The organism is Kitasatospora sp. NPDC023176 (assembly GCF_055560495.1).
On record NZ_JBVHIP010000061.1, the window covers coordinates 1 to 23384 of the forward strand.

Annotated in this window: 30 protein-coding genes and 3 pseudogenes; 23 read left to right on the top strand and 10 right to left on the bottom strand. The window is 69.5% G+C overall.

Annotated elements, in window-relative coordinates; genetic code table 11:
* Positions 1-187 precede the first annotated feature (187 nt).
* From ACZ3YL_RS40655 to ACZ3YL_RS40665, 3 genes and pseudogenes are all read left to right on the top strand, one after another.
* Positions 188-331 carry a hypothetical protein gene (locus ACZ3YL_RS40655; RefSeq protein ID WP_465662711.1) on the top strand — a complete coding sequence of 48 codons (144 nt, stop codon included), beginning with the start codon at positions 188-190 and terminating at the stop codon, positions 329-331.
* 283 nt (positions 332-614) lie between these two features.
* Entirely contained in the window at positions 615-1214 is a 600-nt protein-coding gene (locus ACZ3YL_RS40660) for a hypothetical protein (RefSeq protein ID WP_465662713.1), read from the top strand.
* A 160-nt stretch (positions 1215-1374) separates the two neighbouring features.
* Positions 1375-1527 (top strand): annotated as a pseudogene (locus tag ACZ3YL_RS40665) (LexA family protein); the annotation flags it as partial.
* A 70-nt stretch (positions 1528-1597) separates the two neighbouring features.
* Here the strand turns inward: ACZ3YL_RS40665 and ACZ3YL_RS40670 are convergent.
* Positions 1598-2206, bottom strand: coding sequence for a hypothetical protein (locus ACZ3YL_RS40670; protein WP_465662715.1), 609 nt, complete (start codon positions 2204-2206; stop codon positions 1598-1600).
* Positions 2207-2321: 115 nt separating this feature from the next.
* On the opposite strand from ACZ3YL_RS40670, the gene ACZ3YL_RS40675 reads away from it, so the two are divergent.
* Positions 2322-2756: a hypothetical protein gene (locus ACZ3YL_RS40675; protein WP_465662717.1), complete on the top strand. Its 435-nt coding sequence runs from the start codon at positions 2322-2324 to the stop codon at positions 2754-2756.
* Between the two features lie 141 nt (positions 2757-2897).
* Here ACZ3YL_RS40675 and ACZ3YL_RS40680 read toward each other — a convergent pair whose 3' ends face one another.
* Positions 2898-3026, bottom strand: a complete 129-nt coding sequence (locus ACZ3YL_RS40680) for a hypothetical protein (protein WP_465662719.1) — start codon at positions 3024-3026, stop codon at positions 2898-2900.
* 116 nt (positions 3027-3142) lie between these two features.
* Here ACZ3YL_RS40680 and ACZ3YL_RS40685 point away from each other — a divergent pair, with 116 nt between their 5' ends.
* Entirely contained in the window at positions 3143-3784 is a 642-nt protein-coding gene (locus ACZ3YL_RS40685) for a DUF6461 domain-containing protein (protein WP_465662721.1), read from the top strand.
* Positions 3785-4311: 527 nt separating this feature from the next.
* Complete coding sequence (locus ACZ3YL_RS40690; protein WP_465662723.1) at positions 4312-5028, top strand: hypothetical protein; 717 nt, start codon at positions 4312-4314, stop codon at positions 5026-5028.
* A 114-nt stretch (positions 5029-5142) separates the two neighbouring features.
* On the opposite strand, the gene ACZ3YL_RS40695 is transcribed toward ACZ3YL_RS40690, so the two are convergent.
* Positions 5143-5322 carry a hypothetical protein gene (locus tag ACZ3YL_RS40695; RefSeq protein WP_465662725.1) on the bottom strand — a complete coding sequence of 60 codons (180 nt, stop codon included), beginning with the start codon at positions 5320-5322 and terminating at the stop codon, positions 5143-5145.
* A 96-nt stretch (positions 5323-5418) separates the two neighbouring features.
* On the opposite strand from ACZ3YL_RS40695, the gene ACZ3YL_RS40700 reads away from it, so the two are divergent.
* The gene (locus ACZ3YL_RS40700; RefSeq protein ID WP_465662727.1) at positions 5419-6177 is read left to right on the top strand and encodes a hypothetical protein; all 759 of its coding nucleotides are present in this window, start codon (positions 5419-5421) and stop codon (positions 6175-6177) included.
* Between the two features lie 339 nt (positions 6178-6516).
* Here the strand turns inward: ACZ3YL_RS40700 and ACZ3YL_RS40705 are convergent, their stop codons facing one another.
* The gene (locus ACZ3YL_RS40705; RefSeq protein WP_465662729.1) at positions 6517-6825 is read right to left on the bottom strand and encodes a hypothetical protein; all 309 of its coding nucleotides are present in this window, start codon (positions 6823-6825) and stop codon (positions 6517-6519) included.
* Between the two features lie 202 nt (positions 6826-7027).
* Between ACZ3YL_RS40705 and ACZ3YL_RS40710 the strand changes: the two are divergent.
* Positions 7028-7320, top strand: a pseudogene (locus tag ACZ3YL_RS40710) (integrase core domain-containing protein); the annotation flags it as partial.
* On the opposite strand, the gene ACZ3YL_RS40715 reads toward ACZ3YL_RS40710, so the two are convergent.
* The 3 genes from ACZ3YL_RS40715 to ACZ3YL_RS40725 are packed head-to-tail and all read right to left on the bottom strand — an operon-like array spanning position 7317 to position 9548.
* Positions 7317-7490, bottom strand: a complete 174-nt coding sequence (locus ACZ3YL_RS40715) for a CsbD family protein (RefSeq protein WP_188308801.1) — start codon at positions 7488-7490, stop codon at positions 7317-7319. The pseudogene ACZ3YL_RS40710 and the gene ACZ3YL_RS40715 overlap by 4 nt on opposite strands.
* Before the next feature lie 60 nt (positions 7491-7550).
* Entirely contained in the window at positions 7551-8615 is a 1065-nt protein-coding gene (locus ACZ3YL_RS40720; RefSeq protein ID WP_465662731.1) for an SRPBCC family protein, read from the bottom strand.
* Positions 8616-8618: 3 nt separating this feature from the next.
* Positions 8619-9548 (bottom strand): histone protein, encoded by a 930-nt coding sequence (locus tag ACZ3YL_RS40725; protein ID WP_465662733.1) that lies wholly within the window; start codon positions 9546-9548, stop codon positions 8619-8621.
* Between the two features lie 508 nt (positions 9549-10056).
* Here ACZ3YL_RS40725 and ACZ3YL_RS40730 point away from each other — a divergent pair.
* From ACZ3YL_RS40730 to ACZ3YL_RS40765, 8 genes are all read left to right on the top strand, one after another.
* The gene (locus tag ACZ3YL_RS40730) at positions 10057-10434 is read left to right on the top strand and encodes a gas vesicle protein GvpO (RefSeq protein WP_188308798.1); all 378 of its coding nucleotides are present in this window, start codon (positions 10057-10059) and stop codon (positions 10432-10434) included.
* Positions 10435-10508: 74 nt separating this feature from the next.
* Positions 10509-10964 (top strand): gas vesicle structural protein GvpA, encoded by a 456-nt coding sequence (locus ACZ3YL_RS40735; RefSeq protein WP_188308797.1) that lies wholly within the window; start codon positions 10509-10511, stop codon positions 10962-10964.
* 1 nt (position 10965) lies between these two features.
* Positions 10966-11679, top strand: coding sequence for a GvpL/GvpF family gas vesicle protein (locus ACZ3YL_RS40740; RefSeq protein WP_465662735.1), 714 nt, complete (start codon positions 10966-10968; stop codon positions 11677-11679).
* Between the two features lie 13 nt (positions 11680-11692).
* On the top strand, positions 11693-11944 hold the full coding sequence (locus ACZ3YL_RS40745; protein WP_188308795.1) for a gas vesicle protein GvpG: 252 nt from the start codon (positions 11693-11695) through the stop codon (positions 11942-11944).
* Between the two features lie 39 nt (positions 11945-11983).
* Positions 11984-12439 (top strand): gas vesicle protein, encoded by a 456-nt coding sequence (locus ACZ3YL_RS40750; RefSeq protein WP_465662737.1) that lies wholly within the window; start codon positions 11984-11986, stop codon positions 12437-12439.
* Positions 12436-13251 carry a GvpL/GvpF family gas vesicle protein gene (locus tag ACZ3YL_RS40755; RefSeq protein WP_465662739.1) on the top strand — a complete coding sequence of 272 codons (816 nt, stop codon included), beginning with the start codon at positions 12436-12438 and terminating at the stop codon, positions 13249-13251. Before ACZ3YL_RS40750 ends, ACZ3YL_RS40755 begins: the two co-directional genes overlap by 4 nt.
* Complete coding sequence (locus ACZ3YL_RS40760; RefSeq protein WP_317621408.1) at positions 13248-13490, top strand: gas vesicle protein; 243 nt, start codon at positions 13248-13250, stop codon at positions 13488-13490. The genes ACZ3YL_RS40755 and ACZ3YL_RS40760 overlap by 4 nt, the downstream gene beginning before the upstream one ends.
* A complete protein-coding gene (locus ACZ3YL_RS40765; protein ID WP_465662741.1) occupies positions 13487-13903 on the top strand; it encodes a gas vesicle protein K in 417 nt (138 codons plus the stop codon). The genes ACZ3YL_RS40760 and ACZ3YL_RS40765 overlap by 4 nt, the downstream gene beginning before the upstream one ends.
* A gap of 11 nt (positions 13904-13914) precedes the next feature.
* Here ACZ3YL_RS40765 and ACZ3YL_RS40770 read toward each other — a convergent pair.
* Positions 13915-14010: pseudogene (locus tag ACZ3YL_RS40770) on the bottom strand (mandelate racemase/muconate lactonizing enzyme family protein); the annotation flags it as partial.
* Between the two features lie 312 nt (positions 14011-14322).
* Here ACZ3YL_RS40770 and ACZ3YL_RS40775 point away from each other — a divergent pair.
* Both ACZ3YL_RS40775 and ACZ3YL_RS40780 read left to right on the top strand, forming a co-directional pair.
* On the top strand, positions 14323-14610 hold the full coding sequence (locus ACZ3YL_RS40775) for a recombinase family protein (protein ID WP_465662761.1): 288 nt from the start codon (positions 14323-14325) through the stop codon (positions 14608-14610).
* Positions 14611-14873: 263 nt separating this feature from the next.
* Positions 14874-15536 carry an alpha/beta hydrolase fold domain-containing protein gene (locus tag ACZ3YL_RS40780; protein ID WP_465662743.1) on the top strand — a complete coding sequence of 221 codons (663 nt, stop codon included), beginning with the start codon at positions 14874-14876 and terminating at the stop codon, positions 15534-15536.
* 249 nt (positions 15537-15785) lie between these two features.
* On the opposite strand, the gene ACZ3YL_RS40785 is transcribed toward ACZ3YL_RS40780, so the two are convergent.
* Positions 15786-17333 carry an FAD-dependent oxidoreductase gene (locus ACZ3YL_RS40785; RefSeq protein ID WP_465662745.1) on the bottom strand — a complete coding sequence of 516 codons (1548 nt, stop codon included), beginning with the start codon at positions 17331-17333 and terminating at the stop codon, positions 15786-15788.
* Positions 17334-17448: 115 nt separating this feature from the next.
* Here ACZ3YL_RS40785 and ACZ3YL_RS40790 point away from each other — a divergent pair, with 115 nt between their 5' ends.
* The 4 genes from ACZ3YL_RS40790 (at position 17449) to ACZ3YL_RS40805 (ending at position 21502) form a co-directional block, all read left to right on the top strand.
* Positions 17449-17949, top strand: a complete 501-nt coding sequence (locus ACZ3YL_RS40790) for a MarR family winged helix-turn-helix transcriptional regulator (RefSeq protein WP_188308788.1) — start codon at positions 17449-17451, stop codon at positions 17947-17949.
* 613 nt (positions 17950-18562) lie between these two features.
* On the top strand, positions 18563-18706 hold the full coding sequence (locus ACZ3YL_RS40795) for a hypothetical protein (protein ID WP_223243300.1): 144 nt from the start codon (positions 18563-18565) through the stop codon (positions 18704-18706).
* A gap of 206 nt (positions 18707-18912) precedes the next feature.
* The gene (locus tag ACZ3YL_RS40800) at positions 18913-20085 is read left to right on the top strand and encodes a macrolide family glycosyltransferase (protein ID WP_465662747.1); all 1173 of its coding nucleotides are present in this window, start codon (positions 18913-18915) and stop codon (positions 20083-20085) included.
* 142 nt (positions 20086-20227) lie between these two features.
* Positions 20228-21502, top strand: coding sequence for an IS701 family transposase (locus ACZ3YL_RS40805; protein ID WP_465662749.1), 1275 nt, complete (start codon positions 20228-20230; stop codon positions 21500-21502).
* 89 nt (positions 21503-21591) lie between these two features.
* Here ACZ3YL_RS40805 and ACZ3YL_RS40810 read toward each other — a convergent pair whose 3' ends face one another.
* Positions 21592-22212: a TetR family transcriptional regulator gene (locus ACZ3YL_RS40810; RefSeq protein ID WP_188308787.1), complete on the bottom strand. Its 621-nt coding sequence runs from the start codon at positions 22210-22212 to the stop codon at positions 21592-21594.
* Positions 22213-22349: 137 nt separating this feature from the next.
* Between ACZ3YL_RS40810 and ACZ3YL_RS40815 the strand changes: the two genes are divergently transcribed.
* Positions 22350-23273 carry an SDR family oxidoreductase gene (locus tag ACZ3YL_RS40815; RefSeq protein WP_465662751.1) on the top strand — a complete coding sequence of 308 codons (924 nt, stop codon included), beginning with the start codon at positions 22350-22352 and terminating at the stop codon, positions 23271-23273.
* Positions 23274-23384 lie beyond the last annotated feature (111 nt).

The window sequence follows — 23384 nt, forward strand, 5'->3', positions numbered from 1 at the left end:
GGGCCACCGAGGTGACCACGAGGGCCTGTGCCCGCACGTTCGTGCGGGCACAGGCCCTCGTGGTGTTTCCCTGCTATCGGCAGTGTCGGCGAACCGCCGACCGGATCCCGCTTTGATCTTCCCACCCGAGCACCGCCCGCCATTTTCCCTGCCGACCAGACCGGGATCGGGCGGCAACTGCGAACCGATGCGGGCCGCGCCCGTGTGGGTGGCTGGGCGCGGCGTGCTCCTCGCCCGCCACCGCGTCGCCCCCGCCCTCGCCCGCGGCGACACCGTCCCGCTGCGCACCGCCCGCCAGCCGCAGCCGGCTCCCGCCCGCGGTGCCGCGTGACACCCCGATCGTGACCGGCCTGCCCGGCCGGTCCGCCGTACGAAGCCGTGAGCCGGTACCGCCCGACGTCCCCGCCGGGGACTTGAGAGCCTCGAACAGCTCCGCCGTGAACGCCTCCAGGTCCTCCCGGACCTCAGCCATCTCCCCAGGTGTCACACACCCTCAACGACGCAACCCGCCAACGGACACGCCATACCAAGACGAACCTGACCAAGCCCTACTAGGAGCTGTCGTCAAAGTGGGTGACCCCAGCACGTTCATTGCGGCCGGGCAAGATAGGACCGTGATCGGCTACTGGAATCCGCTTCCCACGGCTCGACTGGTGGTTGAGAGCCTCGGGGAGCATGCGGAGCAACTCTTCACGGGCGCGTGGGAACAGCGGAACTGGCGCAACGTGCCGGGCCCCTTCTATGCCGGCGACACGGACAGCATGGCCACTGGGCGTATGGACGCTCCAGGTCACATCGCCTATGACGATGATCTAGGTGGTGGGTTCGGCTCCGAGTTCATCTATCGCCAACCGGTGAACGAGCACGAGACCACGGCCGTGATCCGTGGTTGCCGGATGGAGTTGTACCGGGGCTACAACTGGGACGGTGACGACCACTGGACGGTGGAAGCCGTCCGCGACTGGTGGCGGGACCGAGCCCGCGTTCGGGAATGGGCGGTTGCCATCGCAGCCGACTGGGGTGCGGACGCTCATCCCCGCTGGGGCTTCAACGCTGACCCTCGCTACCTCGGCCACTATCACGATGCTGCTCAGGGGCATCGGGACTTCATTTCCTACATCGACAGCGGACTGGAAATGTACCTGCGCGGCTACCTCTTCTGGCTCGAGCAAGGGCGTGAGTCCCGCACCGGCGAAGCCCTTCCCCGCCTCTAGGCAGTGCAAGTGATCTCGGGTAGTGGATCATGGTGCGGTGATACGTCGCCATGAACTCTCAGATGCCCAATGGGACCTGGCGGAGCCTCTGCTAGCCAGACCCGGCACTGGTCGTCCCCGCCTGGCGGGCGACGACGAGTCGGAGCTCGACCGCTACAAGGCCGCGATGATCGACGGCGAGGCCACCGTCAAGCGCCTCAAGCGCCAGGAGGGCCGGATCTGGCTGATGCCGCACAACCCCGCTTACGAGCCGATCAACGGTGACAACGTGGCCATCCTGGGCAAGGTCGTGGCGGTCCTGCGCCGTCTGTGACCCGGCATGTGGAGGGGCCGGTGATCGGCGCGGCCCGGAGCGTGCGTGCTCCGGGCCGCGCCGCTGAGGCTCAGCCCAGTGTGCAGGCGAGCTGTGCCTTGACCGCGTTTCGGAGGTCTTCCTGGGCGTAGCACTGGCCGCTGTAGACGTCCTGGAACTGGGGGCTGATGAGGTGGACGTTCACGATCTCGGTCACGATGTTGACGTTCCCCTGGGCCACGATGGTGTTGTGCGCCACGGCCACCTGGCCCGTCGGAGCTGTCTGGGCGCCGATGACGCCGCCTTCACCGTAGATCAGGTTGGTGATCTTGGTGTAGATGGTCACCTGCTTGCCCTGGATGGTGTTGCCGACGATGGCGACCGACCAGTCCTTGTAGTTACGCTGCCAGGCGTAGTGGGTCCTCTGGTTCAGGGCCTGCACGGCGCCGTACCCGATCACGCTGATCCAGCGGTGCGGGAGTAGCGGGCGGCCGCCCGGGTGGTCGCGGGGCTTCGCAGGCTCCCCCGTCTGCACGGCCTCGTACAGCTCCTGGGCCCCCGTGTTCAGGCGGTCCGCCGCCGAAGCCACCCCGGGGGTGGCGCTGGCCGGCGCGGCGATGCCACCGGTGACGGCGAGAGCCGCGAGCGCGGCGACCGCGACCGTCTTCCACTTCCCGCCGGGCCGCTGACTGATGGCCATTTGTCACTCCTCTTCGCGTCCATAACCGAGCGCGCGGCGTACCGACGCACCCGCCCGCCGGGCACCCCGGCGCACACCACTGTCGCCGCCCCGCCACCCGGCCCACATCAGTCATTTGACTGCTGAACGCGGCAAGCCCGACTGGGACGCCGAGACAATCGTCGGTCTCGCCACTGACGTTCTGGGCGCCCTCCCGGTGATCGGCGCCGTCGGGAAGGCGGCCCGGACCGGCAAGCTCGCGATGAAGTCGGTCGGCAAGGTGAGCGTGGCCGTCCGAAGCGGCGGCCGGGCCTTCCCCGCCGCGACCGGCGGCGCGGCAGCCGCCGAGGCCGGTACGATCGCCACCTACTTGGGCACGAAAGGCGCGAAGTTCATCGACGCCACTGCCAAGCAGGGCAAGCTGGCCGGCAAGGTGATCCAGGGCTCGGTCGCCCTGGTCACCCAGGTCCCGACCGTGGTGACCCTGGCCTCCGGCGATGACGCTGCGGGTTCGAATGCCGCCACCGCCGTCGACTTCACCCAGGGTATGGCCGACAACGCCGGTGACTGAGTCGAAATGGGTTCCCGCTTTGCACGCAAGGGCGGCAGCGTCTCCCTCGCCCGCTTCGCTTCCGCGTTCGCTTAAAACCCGCCCCGTTGACACCGGAGCCCGGCCGGGCAAGGAGCCGGCCGGGCTCCCCAGAGTGGGTGGCTACGCCTGGCGGGTTCCACCTGGAGCGGAACACAGCGGGCGGGCGACGGTGGTCGCGGCGACCGGCTCCGGCACACACTCCCCGGCGGCCTGGTCGCGGTCCTGGTCGAGGAGGAGGGTCGTGGCCACGGTCTGGACTGCGGGTAGGGCCTGTCTCCTTGATCGGGCCGGGTGGGCGGCCGGGTCGGAGCAGGCCGGCGGCCCGGGGCGGAGGTGTGTCGGTGTGGTGCGGCAGGATCTCCTGTATGACGGACGGAATCGCCTGGCTCGCGGAGCCACAGAGCATCGCCTTCGGCGGCTACAGCGTGACGCTGGCCCGAGGGCTCGGGGTCGAGGCGCTGGCGGCGCGGATCGCGGCCTCGGCCCAGTGGTCGGAGCGGACGGTGGAGCCGGTCGGGGAGCTCACCGGGGACGGGCTGGTCGAGGCGCTGGAGGAGGAGTTCGGGGACGCCTGGGACGGGATCGGGCTGCGGCTGGGGGTGAGCGGCGGGTGGACCTTCGCGGTGGCGTACGGGGGCTGGTTCGGGGAATTCCGGGACGGTCCGGCGATCTCCGAGGGCGGGGCCGAGGTCTTCCTGGTGGAGTACGAGGAGGAGAACGGCAAGCCGGTGCCGCCGACCTTCCACTACCACCGGGACGGCCGGACGGTGTGCTCGTTCAATCTGCACCTGGACGACTCATGGGGCAACGGCCAGGTCGTCGGAGACCCCGAAGTCGCGGGTAAGATCAAGGAGTTGCTGAGCGCCGAAGGTCTGCCGGACGAGGAGCGAGCGAGCCGCGAGGTGCACCGGACCACCCTGGGGGTGCTGGAGCGACACTTCGGTCTGACGCTCCCCCGGGCCCTGGTGCTGGAGGCCCCGCTGCCGGCCGTCCTGCTCGCCGACTAGAGCGTGACTCTTTGATGGGCTGAGCTGTTGATCGGATGTGTCTGTCCGATTGGTGATCAGTGATGCCATGTGGGAACGGATCGAGCCGTTGATGCCCCGAGCGCGGGTTCGTCACCGGGACAGCCTGTCCTCGCCGTCGTTTGCGAACCCTGTGAAGAGGGGGCTTGCCACTCCTGTCCCAGGTCCCGGGCCGGTGTGCGAGGCCGGTTCGCCCGGTCGGGTGAAGACGTGCCCGGCCCGACCCGACTGCACCGTTCGTCCTACAACCTGTCAGGGGCGCTCCTAGCGTCCCGGGTATGACGAACCACCTGCGTACCACTGCCCCGACCACGCGTCGGCCCGGCACCTTCGTGCCGCTCCCCGCGAGCCTGGCCCGCAGAAGAACCGTTCACCGGCGGTGGACGGCATGAGCCTGACCTCCGGCCTCAGCTGCCCCGCACCCCGCTGCGCCGCTTCCTGGACCGGGAGATGTCCGCGGGCCCCAGCCACTGCGGGAGAGCTTCCGCACCCGCTACGCCGCCGCGCCCGTGCTGATGCCGCCCGAAGGGGTGGGGACCGAGGCCGGCACAGTCGGGACCGCGATCGACCAGCGCCTGCGCCTGGCCCTCACCGCCGCCGAACCCGTCGACCTGGCCACCCACCTGGACATCGACATCAGCCGGGGCATGGGCGGCCGCCAGGCCGGCGAGCGCATGGGCGTCGTCGGCGAACAGCTCCTCAAGCGACTGGCCGAGACCCGTCCACGCCCTGGACCTGGACAACCGGGACCTGCCGATGGACCGCTCCTGGGGTGGCCTACTCGAAGCGGTGGGGGTGCCTGGCAGATCCTCGGCTACCTCCTCCTCGACACCCCCGACCACTACCGCATCGACACCGTCGGCTTCTACCTCACCCGCACCGCCACCCTGGCCACCTGGCCCGTCGAGGACGACCTTGCCCTCCTCGGCGCCCGCTGCCGCGACCTCCCCCCACTGCGCGCCACCTTCGCCGAGCTCCTCATCAACTGCACCGCCGACCAGGAACCCTTCGAACTCGACGAGCGGTACCGAGTCCAGCGCCTGCTGGAACGCCTGGCCACCCCCGTTCCGGCGGGCCACTGCCCGGTCTGTGCCCAGGCGATGCCGCCGACCTTCACCGGCCGCGCCCGCCGCTACTGCACCGGCTGGTGTGGTCGCCGGGCCCCGGGGCTGCGACAGCGGGGATGGCTTCCCGGCCGGCTGCCGGACTTGGCGATCGCTGCGTGACTTCCCCGCGTCCCACGCTGCCACGGCACGTCCGAGACAGGGTGGGACGCCTACGCAGCTTGTCCCAGGTTCAGGGACCGGCACGCAGATGTTCCAAGCCGCAGGATCCGCCGACTACGCCACCTCGTCCGACGACACCGGGCCGTCGATGTGCTTGAGCTGGGAACGGGCAGCGACACGATCCTCACCCGACAGCTTCGCCCAATACCCGTCGGCCCACACCGCGTGGGCGGCCTGACGCTCGGCCTCCTCCAGCCGGGCGGACTCGGTCAGTTGCTCTTCGCTGGCTGGCACCTGGCAACCGCCCCGCCCAGCGGGCACCCCGGCGGCCTCTCCCTTGCCCTTGCACCACCGCGATCGGGAAAGTGGACGCCTGACACACTGTGCGCCATGACTGAGCACGAACCTCATGCCTCGGTGCAGCTATCCGAGGTGCTGCACCGCAGGTTGGAGCGGATCGAGCGGCTCCTGGAGCCCGAGAAGCCGGAGCGCCCAGCGTGGCGCTCGGTCACTCTCGGTGAGCAGCGCTGGGCGGTCTCGGTGGCCATCCTGGTCGCGGTGGGCCTCCAGCTGGCCCTGCCGACCCGTCTGACCATCCACCCGCATTGGATGCTGCCCACCCTGGAGCTGGCGCTGTTGGTGGCCCTGGTGGTCCTCAACCCGCACAAGCGCATCGACCAGACGTCGCGGTTGCTGCGCTTGCTGAGTCTGGCCCTGGTGGCGGTGATCAGCCTGGCCAACGGCTGGTCGGCGGTGAAGCTGGTGCGCGACCTGATCCACACTTCTGCCTCACCGGGCGCGCTCGCGCTGCTCGGTACTGGCGGCGCGGTCTGGGCGACCAACATCATCGCCTTTTCGCTCTGGTACTGGGAGTGGGACCGAGGCGGCCCGGCGGCCCGTGCCCAGGGGGTGAAGTCGTACCCGGACTTCCTCTTCCCCCAGATGCAGCAGGAGGGCATAGCGGAGCCGGGCTGGGAGCCCTCCTACCCGGACTACTTGTATGTGGCGTTCACCAACGCCTGCGCCTTCAGCCCGACGGACACCATGCCGTTGTCGGTCTGGGCGAAGCTGCTGATGATGACGCAGTCGGCGGTGTCGCTGATCACGGTGGTGCTGGTGGTGGCGCGGGCGGTCGGCATCCTGCAGTAGCAGCCACAGTGCGGCAGCCCCACCGAGGGCTCCTGGACAGCGGTCGCGCAGGTCCCCGCCAGGTACGGTTCGCCCGGCACCACGTCGGCCCGCATCCGCGCGCCGGCCCGCCTCCGCCGCCTCGGCGAGCACCTCGTTCACCGCGTGCTGCCGCTCGCGCTCCCGCTGCTCCTGGTCCTCGTCCCCGGCGCCCGACTCGGCCGCCACCAAGGTCATGTTCGCGCCAAGGTCACGCAAGGCCGGTGAGTTTCGCCCCGCCAAACTTTCCACCGCAGGTCAGCGCATTAGCAGCCCTGGGCCGGGGTCGGCTTCGGTTTCGCCGGAACCGCCCGCCGGACGCTACGGGAACGGGATCGGCTCACCCGCCGCATGCTTGAGCGCGCCGCCCGGTGGGGCGACGACAGCGTCGACCCGGCCGACCAGGACGGTGACGGTTCCGCCTCGCGGGGCGAAACTGCGGCCGCCGACCACGACGACCAGGAGCAGCCCGGCCCGGCCGTCCCGGCCGCCTTGGCTGACGTCGAACCGGCCCGGCAGACACCGCCGGCGCTGCCGCGCCAGCAGGACGTGGGGCCGCTGCGCCCGCCGCCCCAGCCGTACCTGCGCGGCCTGGGCCGGTTCGACCTCATCCAGAACGTGGGAAGGCACGCTTCGACACTGCCGCCTGGGAGGGCGGCGAGAGGAGCGCCCCAAGCGGCTGAACCGCAAGGGGCTGAGTACCGTCGCGAAGGGTGCTGGCGGACCGGCTCGTAGTAGTGCTGAGGCCCCTGTAACGGGGGTGGAGCGAAGCGGCCGGGTCATCCGTGGCTGTGTGTATCTGGTCAACCGGACGTTCCCCGGGAGGAGCTCCCAGGCCGGGATCACCATCCAGCGCGTCCTGACCGACAACGGCTCCTGCTACCGCTCACGGCTCTGGCGCGATGCCCTCGCAACCGAGGGCATCGCGCACAAACGCACCCGCCCCTACCGGCCCCAGACCACGGCGAAGTCGAACTCTTCAACCGCACCCTGCTCGACGAATGGGCCTACGCACAGCCCTACCACACCGAACAGGACACCTACAATCACCGCCGCGGACACACCGCGCTCAAGGGCCAGCCACCCGCCAGCCGCGTCCCCAACCTCACGGGTCAGAACAGCTAGTGCTTCAACGCGTCCTTGGCCTTCTGGCCGGCCTGCGCCATGTCGCCCTTGACCTGCTTGGCCTTGCCCTTCGCGACGAGGCGCTCGTTCCCGACAGCCTTGCCAGTGGCTTCCTTGATCTTGCCCTTGGCGGTCTCGGTCGTGTGTTTGATCTTCTTTCCCGCGCTCATGCGATCCTCCTCTGCCGAGCTGCGGTCCCTCTACATCACGGGAAGCACGGCCCGCCCCTGTCAGCGGTTGTCGTCGCCGTCCTCCTCTTCCTCCTCTTCCGGTCCTTCAGCGTCTTCCTCGAATTCGCTTTCGTAACCGCCCTCGTCGTCTTCCGCGTATTCGTCCTCGGGTTCGTCGTCCTCGTCGTCCTCGTCGTCCTCGTCGTACTCGAGTTCCTCGTCGTCGTACTCGCCCTCGGGTTCGCCGCCTTCGTCGTACTGCCCCTCGTCGTCCTCCTCGTCCCCGGGCTGGTTGTCCTGGGCGGCTTCTTCCTCCTCCATGGCCTCGTCGTGGGTACGGACGACTTCGCCGTCGCGGATTTCGCCGCGCCAGCCCTCCGCCTCGTCGTTGGTGAGGGAGACGTGCCGCTGGAAGTTCTTGAAGTCCAGGCGCAGGCGCCGGCCCTGGGCACGCCAGATGTTGCCGGTCTTCTCAAAGAACCCGCTGGGGTAGTACTCCACGACCAGGACGATGCGGGTCAGGGTCGGAGTGATCTCGTGGAAACTGACGGCCCCGCGGGTGCTGCCCTTGGCTCCTTCTGAGGTCCAGACGATGCGATCGTCCGGTATCTGCTCCTGGACGGTCGCCTTGAAGCTGCGTTTCGAGGGTCCCACTTTGACCTTCCAGTCGGTGGTCACCTCGTCACCCTGGGAGACGCTCTGGACGCCTTTGGCAAAGCCGCTGAAGTCCTCGTACTGCGTCCAGTGGTCGTAAGCGGTCCGCAGCGGCACGCCGACGTCCAGGGTCTCGACGATGTTCATCGTCTTCTTGCCGGCCTTGCGTCCGGGCTTTCCACCACCGCCGAAGGTCTCTTTGATCTTGTCGACGGCGCTGTCCTTGACGGCTTTGGCCTTTTCCGCGAGGAACGCCTTCGCCGGTGAGTCGCCTTGCAGGACGCGGGCACCCGCTTTGGGCAGGACGCCGCCGTTCTCGACGACATCGCCCAGGGTGCCGGTGAGGTCCGATACCTTGTCGCTGGCCTTCTCGACCAGGTGCTCCAGCTGGGCGCCGAGGTAGTTGACGGCCTCTTCACGCAGCCGGTCGACGCCCGACTTGTCCGTCGCCTTCTCTTCCGTGGCGGCCATGGGTCACCTCCGCCGGGTACGTGTCGACGGCTTGGTGGCGGTGCTCTTGGTCGCGGAGGTCTTCTTGGCTGCGGTCCTCTTCGTCGCCGGTGCCTTCTTGGCCGGCGCGCGTTTCGCAGGTGCGGCTGCCTTCTTGCTCGCGGGCTGCGAGGCGGCGGTCTTCGAGGCGGACGAGCGGGCTGGTGTCCGCTTGGCCGCGGACGTGGTCTTGGCCGGGGCCTTCTTCGCAGCCGGAGCCGCCTTCTTCGAAGCCGGAGCCGCCTTCTTCGAAGCCGGAGCCGCCTTCTTGGCCGCCGGAGCCGCCTTCTTGGCGGGCCTGCGGGCGGCCTTCGGTGCGGACTCGGTGGATGCCGCTGCCCGGGAGGCCCGCGACCGCCCGCCCGTGGCGGGGCGGCGGCGGGACGCCCTGGCCGGACGCTCCTCCTCCTCCTCCTCGGGCGGCTCTTCCTCCTCCTCGTCCTCCGGTTCGTCCTCGGCCTCTTCCTCTTCTTCCGGCTCCTCGTCCTCGGGGCCGGCGTCCTCGGGTTCCTCCTCGTCGTCCTCCGACTCGTACTCGTCGTACGGCTCTTCGTCTTCCTCTTCCTGATCCTCGTCCGACTCCTGTTCCTCATCCGGCTTAGGCCTGCCGATGTTGAGGGTGCGCTCCCGCAGGGAGTCGGCGAAGTCGCCGATGCGACGGTCGGCTGCTGCGGCGATCGCCTTCTTGCCGGCTTCCAGCAGCTCGCCGCGGACCTGTTCGTTCAGCTCGGCGACCTGGGGGACCTCGTTGAGCCTGCGTAGGCCCTCGGTGGCGAGCTGGCGCGGGTCCAGTCCGAATCTGCGCCCGGCGAGGTAGGTGGCGGCGGCGAACGCGAGGCGGCCCTTCTTTGCCCGTCCCAGCACGTATCCACCTGCGATGGCGGCTGCCAGGGCAACCTTGGTGGTGTCCTTCATGGTCATCCCTTTCCGGCACTCGCCCCTGCTGGAGGGATCGGCACCAGCGAAGGGGCCCTTCTGACGTCGTGACCGGGCGCACGCACGACCTCAGAGCGTCCGGCCGGCGGGCGCACGCCCTGCCGGTGGTGCCTGCCTGCGGCAAGGCATCGGGCTGCAGCAGCCCCCGCCGCGTCCGGGGCTCTGGCCGGCGTGCTCCCGGGGGCGAGTCCTGTGCCCGCTTCGCAGGCCCTGGCGGCGTTGGCGTCCCGCCTTTCCAGTCTGGCAGCATGCCGGGCGGACGCACCTGGAGCCCCGCACCGGGCATTCCGCTTGGCGCTGCTCAACCGGACGCCCGGCTGAGCAGCGGGGCGCGCTGACGGCGTCGCGGCGCTGCCCTCAGCCAGGAGAGCCCGCCGAAGGTGCGGAGGAGCCCTTTTGCGGGAGTGGCCGACGGATAATATGGAACATATCGGGCATGCGCGAGCCTGATGGACACAGCAGGTCGTCTTCGATCCGAAGAAGGAACATGGCCGCAGGCAAGGAGGAGGGCGCGAGGCCCAGGAGGGCCGTCGCGCACTCGACCACCTCGCGCACCGGCGCCACTCGGCGCCAACCGAGCGAGGCCCCGAGGCACCCCCGCAGACCCGTCTCGGCGATGCGGGCGATGCGCAACGCCTCCGAGCAGCTGGCTGAACTCCTCGGCCGGGTACCCGAGTCGGTCTCGGCGCTCAAGCCCACCGAGGAGGGCTGGGAAGCCGATGTGGAGGTGGTGGAGCTGGAACGCGTTCCCGAGACGACCAGCGTTCTGGCCAGCTATCGGGTGACGCTCGACGAGGAGGGCGAACTGCAGTCGTACCAGCGAGTGCGCCGCTACACCCGCGGGCAGATCGACCGCCGCCCCTGAGAAACCCCCCCGCCGCGACGAAGTGAGCGCGTCCGCGTCCACCGCGACGACGGGCCGACGAAGGGAGGCACCCCGTGACTGTGGTGCCGCAAGGCGCAGCCAGTGTTTCCCGGAGCGGGAACACCGGAAATCTCTACGACATCCTCGAGCTGATCCTTGACCGCGGCCTGGTCATCGACGTCTTCATTCGCGTCTCCCTGGTCGGTATTGAGATCCTCAAGATCGACATCCGTATCGTGGTCGCCAGCGTCGACACGTACCTGCGCTTCGCCGAGGCATGTAACCGCCTCGACCTGGAATCCGGACGCAAGGCCCCGACCCAGCTCACCGACATCGTCGGGGAGGTCACCGAGGGCGGCGCACACGGCAAGAGCAAGGGCGCGCTCACCGGCGCGGTCGAAGCCGTCACCGACTACATCGGACGCGACAAGGACGAGGACCGCGAGGAGGACGAGGAGCAGGCGGAGAAGGAGCCCGCGCCGAAGCGCACCAGGCCCACTCGTCGGCCCACCAGACGGCGGGAGGAGTGACATGGCCGTCTACGTCTACTCCATCACCGCGGCCGACCACACCCGCAACCTGGACGGTCTGGAGGGCGTGGGGCCCGCTCCGGCCCCACTTCGCACCGTCAGCGCTGGCCCACTGTGCGCCGTCGTCAGCGACGCCCCCCAGGAGCTGCGGGCCAAACGCCGCGACCTGATGGCCCATCAGGCCGTCCAGGAGCGCCTGATGGCCGACGGCACGGTCCTGCCGCTGCGCTTCGGCCTCACCGCCCCCGACGACGCCGCCGTACGCGCCGCCCTGGAGCAGCGCCGCGACGAGTACACCCAGCGCCTGGCCGAACTGGACGGCTGCGCCGAGTACCACCTCAAGGCCGCCGTCGACGAGGACGTCCTGCTCCGACAGATCCTGCAGGAATCGCCCCCGGCCCGACAGCTCAACGACGACATCAAGGCCGGCAAAGGCGGCCCTGACCTGCCGCTCGCCCTCGGCGAACTCGTGGCCCGGGAAGTCCTGGCCCGCCAGGAGGCCCTGGCCGCCGGCATCGTCGAGGCGCTGCGCCCCCACGCCCGCCAGGAGCGGGCCTCCGAACCCACCGGGGAGGATTTCCTGAACATCTCCTTCCTGGTGGACCACGCGCATCAGGAGCTGTTCCTCACCGCGGAGAAGGACATCGCCGGCGAACTCGGCGCCGACTGCGACTTCCGGCTGAACGGCCCCCTGCCCGCCTACAGCTTCGTCTGAAAGGCGTGAGACCATGGGCCTGATCTCCCAGATCCTCACCCTCCCGCTGGCACCCGTGCGCGGCACCGTCTGGGTGCTCGAGCGCGTCGTCGAGACCGCCGAGAACGAGTACTACGACCCCGCACCCGTCGAACAGGAACTCGCCGCCCTGGAACGGGCTCTGCTGGCCGGGCAGATCGACGAGGAGACCTTCGACCGCCGTGAGGACGAACTCCTCGACCGTCTCGACGAGATCAGAGCCCACGCTCAGCACCGGAACCCGTGACCGCACGGCCGCGGGACGAGCAGAGGAGGGCAGCACACCGTGACAGACCCGATAGCCAACCGTCTCGGCTCCTTTCCCTCCCGGTCCGCCCCGCGCTACGACCAACCCTTCTCCGCCAACCTCGCCGACATCCTGGAACGGGTCCTGGACAAGGGCATCATCATCGCCGGCGACATCCAGATCAACCTCCTCGACATCGAACTGCTCACCATCAAGCTGCGCCTGCTCATCGCCTCCGTGGACAAGGCCAAGGAGATGGGCATCGACTGGTGGGAACACGACCCCTCGCTGTCATCCCGTGCCGGCAAGAGCCCCTCCTCCATCGAAGAGGAGAACCGGCGGCTGCGCGAGCAGATCGAGATCTTGCGCGCCGACGCCGCCCTGCCACCTGCGGGCACGGGCGAGGAGAGCGCCGCCGCGCCGTCCGAGACGACCGAACCGACCAGTCGCCCCCGGCCCACCACCCGTCCCCGGCGGACCCGAGGTGACCCATGACCAGCGGGTCGCTCACCTACGCCTACGCCGTCGCCCGGGACTGCGCCTTGCTGCACGCATCGGGCGCGATCACCGGCATCGCCGGCGCGCCCGTCGGTCTCGTGCCACCGGACCAGAACGCCGACCAGAACGCCGGCCTGGTCGCAGCCGTCAGCCCCGTCCCGGAGAACGACTTCCACGAAACGGCACTGCGCGAGCACCTCGAGGACCTCGGCTGGCTCGAGACCCTCGCCCGCGCACACCACAGCGTCATCGAGGAACTCGCGGCCCGCACGACCGTCCTCCCCTTGCGCCTGGCAACGGTGTATCTCGACGAGGACCGGGTGCGCGCCATGCTCCGCGCCCGCCAGGCGCTCTTCCTGGACAGACTGGAGCACCTGGCCGGCCACGTGGAGATGGGCGTCAAGCTCTACGTCGACCTCGCGCACGAGACAGCCGCGGCGCCGACGCCCTACCCCGAGCAGCCGCTCAGCCCGGGGCGCGCCTACCTGCACCACCGCCGAGCCGAGCAGGACTCGCGCGACGACGCCCGCCGGGCAGCCGAACAGGCGGCCGAACGGATCGCGACGATCGCCCGCGACCACGCCGTGGAACGGGCCCGCCACCATATCCAGGAAGGCGAGCTGGCGACCGGACCGGGAGCCAACGTCAGCAACGACGCCTACCTCGTGCCCACCGCCCATGTCCCCGCCTTCCGCGCGGAATTGACGCGCGCCACCGACGGCCTCACCGGCGTCCGCGTCGACGTCACCGGCCCCTGGGCCCCCTACTCCTTCGCCACCCTGCCCGACCCGGGCGGGAGTTCGTCGTGAACCCCGAAGGCGTCCCGGCCGCCTCCAGGACGCCCCTGCCGCAGCAGCAGGTCGCCCTCATCGACCTGCTGGACCGGCTGCTCAGCGGCGGGGTGGTCGTCACCGGCGACCTCGTCCTGTCCATCGCCGACATCGACCTCGTGCGGATCTCGCTGCGCGCCCTCATCGTGTCGATCAGCGAACAGAATCCCGCCCCCTGGGGCATCACCGGCTCCACCAGGCGAACAGGGCCGCCATGACCGCCGGCCGACCCGCGCACCCGGACCGCCCCAGCCGCTACGACGAGATCGCCCAGGCCGCCGCCCGCGCGTTCCGGCTCCTGCCGGCCACCCCCCACGACAGCCCGCCCGCCGACGACGGCTCGCCGCAACCGATCCCGCGCAGGATCAGCACCGACCCCGAGACGGTCGAACGGGACCTCATGAAGCTGGTCCTCACCCTCGTCGAACTCCTGCGGCAGCTCATGGAGCGCCAGGCCCTCCACCGAGTCGAGGCCGGCGATCTCACCGAGGACCAGGAGGAGGACCTGGGCGCCACCCTCCTGGCCCTGCACGACCGCATGACCGAACTCTGCACCCGGTACGGACTGACCCTGCAGGACCTCAATCTCGACTTGGGACCGCTGGGTCCCCTCCTGCCACCGGGCGACTGACACGCGGCACTTCCGCCCGCGAAGACGAAGGGCTCAGTGATGTCAGTTGCGAAGCACCGGTGTGAGCCGGAGGTGTCGCCGGGAAGGGTGAAGCCGGGCAGAGCGGCGTTGCGGCGGACCAGCGGGTCGTAGGTCCAGGTGACGCGCCGCAGACCGCGGTCCAGCGCCCAAGGTCAGCAAGACTCCCGGAGGTTCGGACCACCATGGCGACCACAGGCGGCTATCTCCTGCGCACGTTCACCAGCGCGGTCGCGGTGGTGTAGCGTGGCCCGCCGACTCGCCGCGGACGAGGAGGTCGCCGCGGTGGCGACCGGCGATCTGCTGCGGCGACCGGCGGTGGTCGCCCGGGTCGCCCCGGTCGGGACACCAAGTCCGGGAAGAACGACCAGCGCCCGGAGCTGAAGGCGTGCGATGCCTTCCTGCAGCGCGGCGACACCTTGGTGGTGCCCGCGCTCGACCGCTACGGCCGCTCGCTCAAGGACTTGGTGAACATGGTCGGCGAGCTGCGCAACCGCGAGGTCGGGTTCACCTCGCTGCACGAGCAGCTCGACACCACCACCCCCGGCGGCCGGCTCGTCTTCCACGTCTTCGCCGCCCTGGCGGAGTTCATCCGCGAGCTGATCGTGGTCGGACCAACGAGGGCCTGGCCGCCGCCCGCGCCCGCGGCCGTACCGGCGGGCGGCCGACCGTCGCCACCGAAGAGCTGATCCGCGCCGCGCGCGACATGCTGCCCAACCCGGAGAACAGCATCGAGACGATCGCCAAGCTCCTCGGCGTCTCCGTCGGCACCCTTCTACAACCACATCCCGGACCTGCGTGGCATTAACGGCTCGAGTTGGCCGCACTCTTCCGGTCCGAGTTGGCCCCACCGGTGGGGCGTACGGGAGCGTTCGGGGGTTGTTCCGGCTTGAGTTGGCCCCACCCCGGCCGGTTGGCTGGGACGCTCGGTGCAGGTCGCCGTGAGGGGGCGATGCCGGGTGGCGTCCTCGAAGGAAGAGCTGTTCCTGCAGATCCGCCGAGACTCCTGGCGGCAGAGATCCACAATCTGGCCACCTGCGAGTGGATCAGGAAAGGCGAGCCGCTCTGCCTGATCGGCGACTCCGGCACCGGCAAGTCCCACCTGCTGATGTACCCGATGCTCGACGACCGCAACACGACCGACTCGAGCCACGAGATCACCGACATCGGCATCTGGGACCGCGCGACCAACATCCTGGCCTGGAAGTCGATCCTCGGTGACCGCGTGGGCACCGACGACGTGACGTCCTACTGCGCCGCCTCCCGGGCGACCGAGCTCGCCGGCCTGCCCCCGACTTTCATCGGGGTCGGTGAACTGGGCCTCTTCCGCGATGAGAACCTCGACTACGCGGCGCGCCTGCGCGCCCAGGGCGTCCCCGTGAAGCTGCACCTCTACCCCGGCGCCTACCACGCGTTCGACCTGTTCGCCCCGCAGTCCCAAGAGCTTCCACCACACGTTGAACGACTACATCGTCCGACACTTCGCGAAGGCTCCGGAAACGGCGACCGCGTAGCAACCCGCAGGCCTGAAGGCCTGCAGCCTGTGCGAAATCCCGCCGGCGCCTCCGAGCCGATGACCCACACGGCTCGGCTCGCAGGCGCGTTTCCGAAATAAACTCGAGTAATCCCATGCGCATTGGAGTCCCTTGCAAACCAGCAGGGAGACATGCGTCGCCGCGACACTGGCGGAGGGTCGGACAACTGACAGCACTCGGGTACGACAGTGGTGATCGAGTCGGTGCCGGGTCACTCTCCGCCTTCGCCGATGAGTCGTACGTGGAGGCGGGGCGCGGATCGGCACGGGCGAGGAGGCGTGGGGCCCCGCTGACTTCCAATTCTGTCCGTCGCGAGTCCAGTTCGGCCGTCATAGGCCGTTGGTGGCCGCCAGGGCGAGGACGGTGGCCATGTCGTTGGTGGGGCGGCGGGTGGCGATGTAGCCGTCGGGGCGGATGAGGACGAGTTCGTCGCCGGTGGTTCCGTAGGCGTGGTGGGCGAGGTCATCGGCGTCGATGACGGTGTCGGCGCCGGTGGCGGTCAGGTCGGTGGTCACGCGGATGGTGCGCGGGCCGTCCGGGGTCTGCTGGACGGCGGTGCTCCCGAAGGAGAGGAGGGTCCAGTGGGGGCCGCGCAGCAGGTCGAACAGGCGGGTGGGGCGGCCGGTATCGGCGTTGCGGCAGGGTGCGTCGGGGGCGCGGACTCCCGTGCCGGGGCCGTGCGTGAGCGGGCTGTCGGTGTAGGCGACGCCCAGGCCGGTGGTGCGGTCGTCGGTGAGTCCCTGCTGGGCGGAGGCGCCGGCGCTCTCGGCGACCGCGCGCATTACGTTGGCGAGGCGGGTGGTGCTGTCGTCCAGGACGTTGCGGGCGACGGGGCGGCGCTCGTGCTCGTAGGTGTCGAGCAGGGCGGGGTCGGCACCGTCGAGGAGGGCGTCGAGTTTCCAGCCGAGGTTGTAGGCGTCCTGGATGCCGGTGTTCATGCCCTGGCCGCCGGCCGGGGAGTGGATGTGGGCGGCGTCGCCGGCCAGGAGTATCCGCCCGTTGCGGTAGTGGTCGGCGAGGAGCACGTTGATCCGGTAGAGGGAGAGCCAGGCGACATCCTGGATGACCACGCCGGGGACGCCGGCGCGCTCGGCGAAGACGCGGCGGAACAGTTCCAGCGACGGCTCCTCGGGCTCGGTCTGGTCGGCGGGAATGGAGGCCTGGAACTGCCACAGGTCGGTGCCGGGCAGCGGGAACAGGGATAGCAGGCCGTCTTCCTTGCTGGTCCACAGGTGCTGGCAGTGGCGGGACAGGCCGGTGACGCGGACATCGCCCAGGTGCCAGCGCTGGTCGGTCAGGGAGGTGCCGTGCAGTTCGATGCCGGCCAGTGCGCGCACGGTGCTGCGTCCGCCGTCGGCGCCGACGGCGTAGCGGGCGTGGACGGTGCGGCTGCCCGCGTCGGGCCCGGCGGCGACGGTGGCGGCGACGCCGTCACCGTCCTGCTGCAGGTCGGTGACCTCGCTACCCCAGCGGACGGTTCCGCCGAGCTCGGTCAGGCGGTCGCGCAGGATCTGCTCGAACCGCGGCTGGGAGAGCCAGACCGGCGGATAGGGGGCATCCGTGGTGTGCGCCCCTGCGGCGAGCTCCACCGCCTCGGAGACCACCCGGGCGCGGTCGTAGCGGCGGGTGGCGACGTTCACTCGGCCCTCGCTCAGGACGCGCCCGGCCACGCCGAGGTCGTCGGCGACCTCCATGGTGCGGGGCTGGATGGTCTTGGCGCGGGAGGCGGTGCTGGGTCTGGCGGAGCGCTCCAGGAGGAGGAAGCTGACGCCGCGTCGGGCCAGGTCGCAGGCCAGTGTCAGGCCGGTGGGGCCGGCGCCGATGATCAGGACGTCGGTCGTGGTGACGTTCGCGGCGGTGGGGGCGGGTTCGTTCATGACACTACTTACCTACCTTAGGTATCATGTTTGCCGACGGCCCGATCTCCTGCGAGGTCGGCTTCCGAAAGAGACAATATACCTACGTTAGGTATCTATCAAGGGAGTGTGGGACATGGATCCGCTCAGTGACGCGACTACCGGGCTGCTGCCGCACCTGCTCCAGCTGCGTACCCTGCTCAACCGCGGGCAGCTCTACGAGCAGGCCGTCAAGGACGCCGGAGTGGCACTGGACCGGCCTGCCATGACGATCCTGGTTATCCTGGACGCCGCCGAACGTCCGCTGCGGGTGGGTGAGATCGCCGCTCGCATGCAGGTTGTCGGACCCCACGTCACCCGCCACCTCAACAGCCTGGAAGAGCGGGCGATCATCAAGCGCGTCCCCGATCCCGAGGACCAAAGGGCCCGCCTGATCGCCCTGACACCCTCCGGGCAGCGGATCATCGACCGGTACACCGCCATCGTCAACGGCTGGTTCACCGCGGCGCTCGCCCAGTGGTCGGACCAGGACCGCACCGAACTCATCCGCCTGCTCACCCGCCTGACCCGCGACCTGACCACCCAATTCGACGCCGTCGCCGCCGCCGGTGGCACCCCGGCCCAGGGTGAAGACTGACCAAGGCACTGCGCCCGGCCCCACAGCCCCCTCGCCCGTCATCGCCGGCGGTGGGGCCCGGCAACTGGCTCCGGAATGGGGCCCGCAGCTCTTCAAGGCCAAAGATCACCGCCCGCCAGGATGCGGGGCAGCCTGACGCACTTCGACCAGCCGGTGAACTTCGATGTCTCACCCCGCGTCGGTGGTGCGCGGGTCGCGCAACGGCCGCATCCCGCCGGGCAACTCCGGGAGCTGGAAGGTGATTCAGCCGAGATGTCGACGTGGTGGCGCACGAAAGGTGAAAGCCAGGCCACGGGCTGGCGCCAGCGCATTGAGAGGATGTTCACAACGCTGACGTGCAGGTTTGCCAGCTGGTCAAGCAGTCGGAGGAGGTGCGGGCCGAGTACGACGAACTCGCGGTCGCCGAACGGGCCTGGCAGCGGATGGCCGTACAGCTCACCGCGGAAATGGCTGCGGCGGCACCGCCTGCTCCGCAGGTGGCGGGCGGCGCAGTGCCGCTGGTCCCGCCCCGCGAGCGCGGCGTGGCCGAGGATGCGCTGCCGCCGGACTACCAGAAAATCCGCTCGATTGTGCGGGGCGGGGAGGGTCGGTTGCGACCAGCCGGGCTGGCGAGGTGCTGGGTCTGGAGGTGGCGGTGCGGGGCAAGCTGGAGCCGTTGCGAGGGAAGCTGTCCAAGCTCGCTGGACGGGGCTGGCTGCGCAAGCTGCCCGACGGCCGCTTCACCGTAACGCCCGGGCCCGGCGCGGCCACCGGCTGACGTAAGTTTGGTGCCCCCGGCGGCCGTTGAGCGAGTTCGAGCGCACCGTCAGAAAAGTACGAGCTCACCACCATCAGACGGCTAGTACTCCAGTGTGACTTCGTGATCTAGCCGGTCGAGAGGTTGACGAGCGGTCGCCGAACGTAGTTGCGGTGAGTCGCAAATCTCGATGGCGCCGCGGTGGCGGTGCTGCCAGGGTGTCCCTCGTGTTGAAGAAGTTACTTTTTATGACCCTAACTGGGCATGGACACATCAACCCGATGCTGCCGTTGGTCGAGGAACTCGTACGGCGCGGACACCAGGTGGACTACGCCACCGGAGCAGACCACGCCGCCGCGGTCACCGGTGCCGGCGCACGCTGGTTGGAACTACCGTCGCTGGAGCCATTCACACCACCATCAAAGATCGGCCCAGAGGCCGTAGCCGGCTGGTTGCGCCACTACTTCGCGGCAATGAGTGCGACCTACCCGGTGTTACACAAGTACTGCGTCTCGGAGCCGGTAGACGCAATCTGTTACGACACGACGAACTGGCCCGCCCGGATCGCCGCCAGGACGCTGGGCATCCCCGCCGTGCAGTGCTTCCCTCACCTCGCCTCGAACGAGGCGTACTCACTGGACCGGCAGTTGACCGCAGGGATCGACGCCGACGATCCGGCGATGGCCTTGCTTGCCGCCGACTGTGCGGCCTTCTCCACCGAGTACGGCGTCCCGCTCGGTATCGCCGACACCATGACGATGGCGGACGAGCTCAACCTCGTCTTCGTCCCGCGAGAGTTCCAGCCGGCCGCTGACAGCTTCGACGAACGTTTTCACTTCATCGGCCCCTCGATGGGCAGGCGCGAGCAGGCTGAGGACTGGTCACCGCCCGACCCCGACGCACCACTGCTGTATGTCTCACTGGGAACGGTCTTCAACGGCAGCTCGGAGTTCTACCGCGCCTGCATAGAAGCCGTCGCCGACGGGCCGTGGCAGTTGGCGATGACCGTGGGTGATACGGACGCCGCCGTACTGGGCGCCGTCCCGAGCCGGGTGGACGTCCGTTCGCGGTACCCGCAACTGGCGGTACTCCGCCATGCCACCGCCTTCGTATCGCATGCCGGTATGAACTCCGTTATGGAGGCGCTGCATTACGGGGTCGGCCTCATCGCCGTCCCCCGGACACCCGAGCAGGCTGCTAACGCCGCGCGCCTGGAGGAGCTCGGGCTCGGTGAACGCCTGGACGCCGACATGGTGAGCGCCGAAGCACTGCGGGCGGCGATCAGCAGGGTTGCCTCAGACCCGGCAGTGCGCGTCAACCTTGCGGGAATGCGCCAAGCCATCCTGCGAAGTGGTGGAGTCACCCGCGGCGCGGACATGATCGAGCAGTATCTCCGTTAGTACTCCCGTGTGACTGCGTGCTCTTGCGTCGCCCTGGCTGAAAGCGGGAGCGGCCACCGCGTGATCATCAAGGGTGATGTGGACTCCTGAAGATCGTGCGGTGGCCGCAGGTCACAGCATAGAAGTCGCCCGCTGGCGGGCGATGTTCGACCAGGTCATGGCCCGGATCGCGGGCCGGTTCAAGCGGGTGGAGCCGCGTTCCACCGCTCGTGCCTTCGTGCTCGGGCTGCTGTCCGGCGTCGAGCGGAAGAACTGCTGGCGGCTCGCCGAGCAAGCCGGTCACGCCCGCCCCGGGCCGATGCAGCGACTGCTGCGAAGCGCCCGCTGGGACGCGGACGCGGTCCGCGACGACGTACGCGCCTACGTTCTCGAGCATCTCGGCACCGACGACGGCGTCCTGGTCGTCGACGAGACAGGCTTCCTGAAGAAGGGCGCCGCCTCGGCCGGCGTGCAGCGGCAGTACACCGGCACCGCAGGCCGGATCGAGAATAGCCAGGTCGGCGTGTTCCTCGCCTACGCCTCCAGCAAGGGGCGGGCGTTGATCGACCGTCGACTCTACTTGCCCGACGCTTCGTGGTGCCAGGATGTCGAGCGCCGGTCCCGCGCCGGGGTGCCTGACCACGTGGAATTCGCGACCAAGCCCACGCTGGCCGGGCAGATGATCACGGCAGCACTGGAGGCCTGGATCAGCGCCTCCTGGGTGACCGGCGACGAGGCCTACGGTCAAGACCCCGGCCTACGCGCACTGTTGGAGTCCCGCCGGATCGGCTACGTCCTGGCCGTCGCCTGCAGCACCCGGGTGCGGATCAACCAGGGGCGAACCGCTGCCCGCGCGGATGCCGTCGCCGACCACCTGCCCGCCTCGGCCTGGCACCGGCAGAGCGCCGGGCCCGGCGCCAAGGGGCCGCGCTACTATGACTGGGCCTGGATCGAGATCGGCACCGACGACCATCGCCACCTGCTGATCCGACGCAACTCGACCACCGGCGAACTCGCCTTCTACCTGTGCTGGGCCCCGAGGCGAGTACCGCTGTCCGAGCTGGTACGGGTGGCTGGGACCAGATGGTGCGTCGAGGAGTGCTTCCAGGCCGCGAAAGGCCAGGTCGGACTGGACCACTACCAGGTCCGCCACTGGACCGCATGGCACCGGCACATCACCCTGGCCATGCTCGCGCTGGCCTTCCTGGCCGCCCTCGCCGCCGACGCGACACCAGCGAGAACCGCACAGCCGAACTGGCCCGCCCGCAACACCGACCCGATCGACCTGACTATCCCGGAGATCCGCCACCTGCTCGGGGCACTGCTGAACCCGCTGACCACAACCTCCAGCAGACTGCTGAACTGGTCAAACTGGCGCAGAGAGCACCAGGCCACAGCCCGCCGCAGCCACTATCAACGCCGACTCGCGACCGGATAGATCACGAAGTCGCACTGGAGTACTAGAGCCGCATAAGGAATGCCTCTACGAAACCAGGGGATTGACATTACTGAGGGTGCCCACCGCATTCATGCCACTCCCTCCTGGCCTGTGGAGCTCACGTCGTCGGTGGTGGCGACGTGTTCGGCGGGTGCGATGAGGTGCCTGGTGGTGTCCAGGGCTTCCTGAAGGTGCTGGGCGAGTGAGTGTCGGTCGGGGTCGTTGACCCAGCGTTCGAAGGCGACCTTGAACGTGGCGATCCCGATTCCCGCGGCGAGTGCTGCGGTGGTGGTCTCCAGGCCGCGTTCGCGCAGCGCGTGGGCGAGCGTGGAGGTGAGTGCGGCGAGTTTGGCCAGTTCGCGTTCCTGGAGTTCGGGGTTGGCGGTGATGACGGCCTGACGCTGCCGTGCCAGGTCTGCGCGTTCTTCGAAGAGGGGAGCGGCTTCGGTCAGGGCGTGGGTGATCACCCCGAGCGGCGGGAGCGGGGCGGGGGCGGTGGCCGAGGCGTTCGCAAGGATCTCGGCGAGGGGGCTGTCGCCCGGGAAGAGGACTTCCCGCTTGTCGGCGAAGTGCCGGTAGAAGGTCCGTTCGGTGACCCCGGCGTGGGTGGCGATCTCCGCGACGGTGGTGGCGTCGAAGCCCTGGTGGCTGTAGAGCTCCAGCGCCGCTTTCTCCAGGCGGCCTCGTGCGTCGGGTTTCCATCGGCTCATGTTGCGATCCTACCCCGCGATGACAGGGTCTGACATCAGAGTGATGGCAGAGGCTGACGTCACTGCTACGGTGATGTCACGAACTGACATCAAGCTCCCCGCCCCGTTGGGGAGCCCACAGCAGGAAGGCACGCATCATGCGCGTATTCGCCACCGGAGCCTCCGGACACGTCGGCTCCGCCGTCGTTCCCGAGCTTCTCGAAGCGGGACACCAAGTCATCGGCCTGGCCCGCTCGGACAAGTCCGCCGCCGCGCTGACGGCTGCCGGAGCCGAGGTGCACCGAGGCGACCTCGACGATCTCGACGGCCTCGCCGCGGCCGCCGCCGCGGCCGACGGCGTCATCCACCTGGCCTTCAAGCACGACGCCATGTTCGCCGGCGACTTCGAGGGCGCGGTGGCAGCGGATCTGCGCGCCATCGAGACGCTCGCAAACGCGCTCGCCGGCACCGGCAAGCCTCTGGTGACCACGTCGGGAACCATGCTGCTCGCCTTCGCGGGGCTGGAAGACGCCGCCACCGAAGCCGACGCGATCGACGCAGGGCCGCGGATCGATGCCGAGAACGCAGTGGTCGCACTCGCGGAACGCGGCATCCGGTCGTCCGTCGTCCGGCTGGCTCCGACCGTGCACAGCACGCTGGACCACAACGGCTTCATGCCAACCCTGATCTCCCTCGCCCGGTCCAAGGGCGTCGCCGCCTACGTCGGCGACGGGGCCAACCGCTGGCCCGCCGTGCACACCCTCGACGCGGCACGCCTGTACCGGCTGGCGCTGGAATCCGCGCCAGCCGGGTCACGGCTGCACGGCGTCGACGACCAGGGCATCCCCTTCCGGGAGATCGCCGAGGCCATCGGCCGCAGGCTGAACCTGCCCGTGGTCAGCATCCCCTCGACCCAGGCCGACGCCTACTTCGGCTTCCTCAGCGCCCACGCCACAGCCGACAACCCGTCCTCGAACACGCTGACCCGCAACCTCCTCGGCTGGAAGCCCGTCCAGCCCGGCCTCATCGACGACCTCGGCCAAGGCCACTACTTCGACGTCCCGGCAACCCCCACCAACTGAGCCCACCCCCAACTCCATCCCACCCGGTCCCCGCGTCACCTCCCGGCCCTGCTCAGCTGGTCACCGAGCCACCTGGGCCCGCTCGAAGACCTGAGGTGCGGCGACCACCTT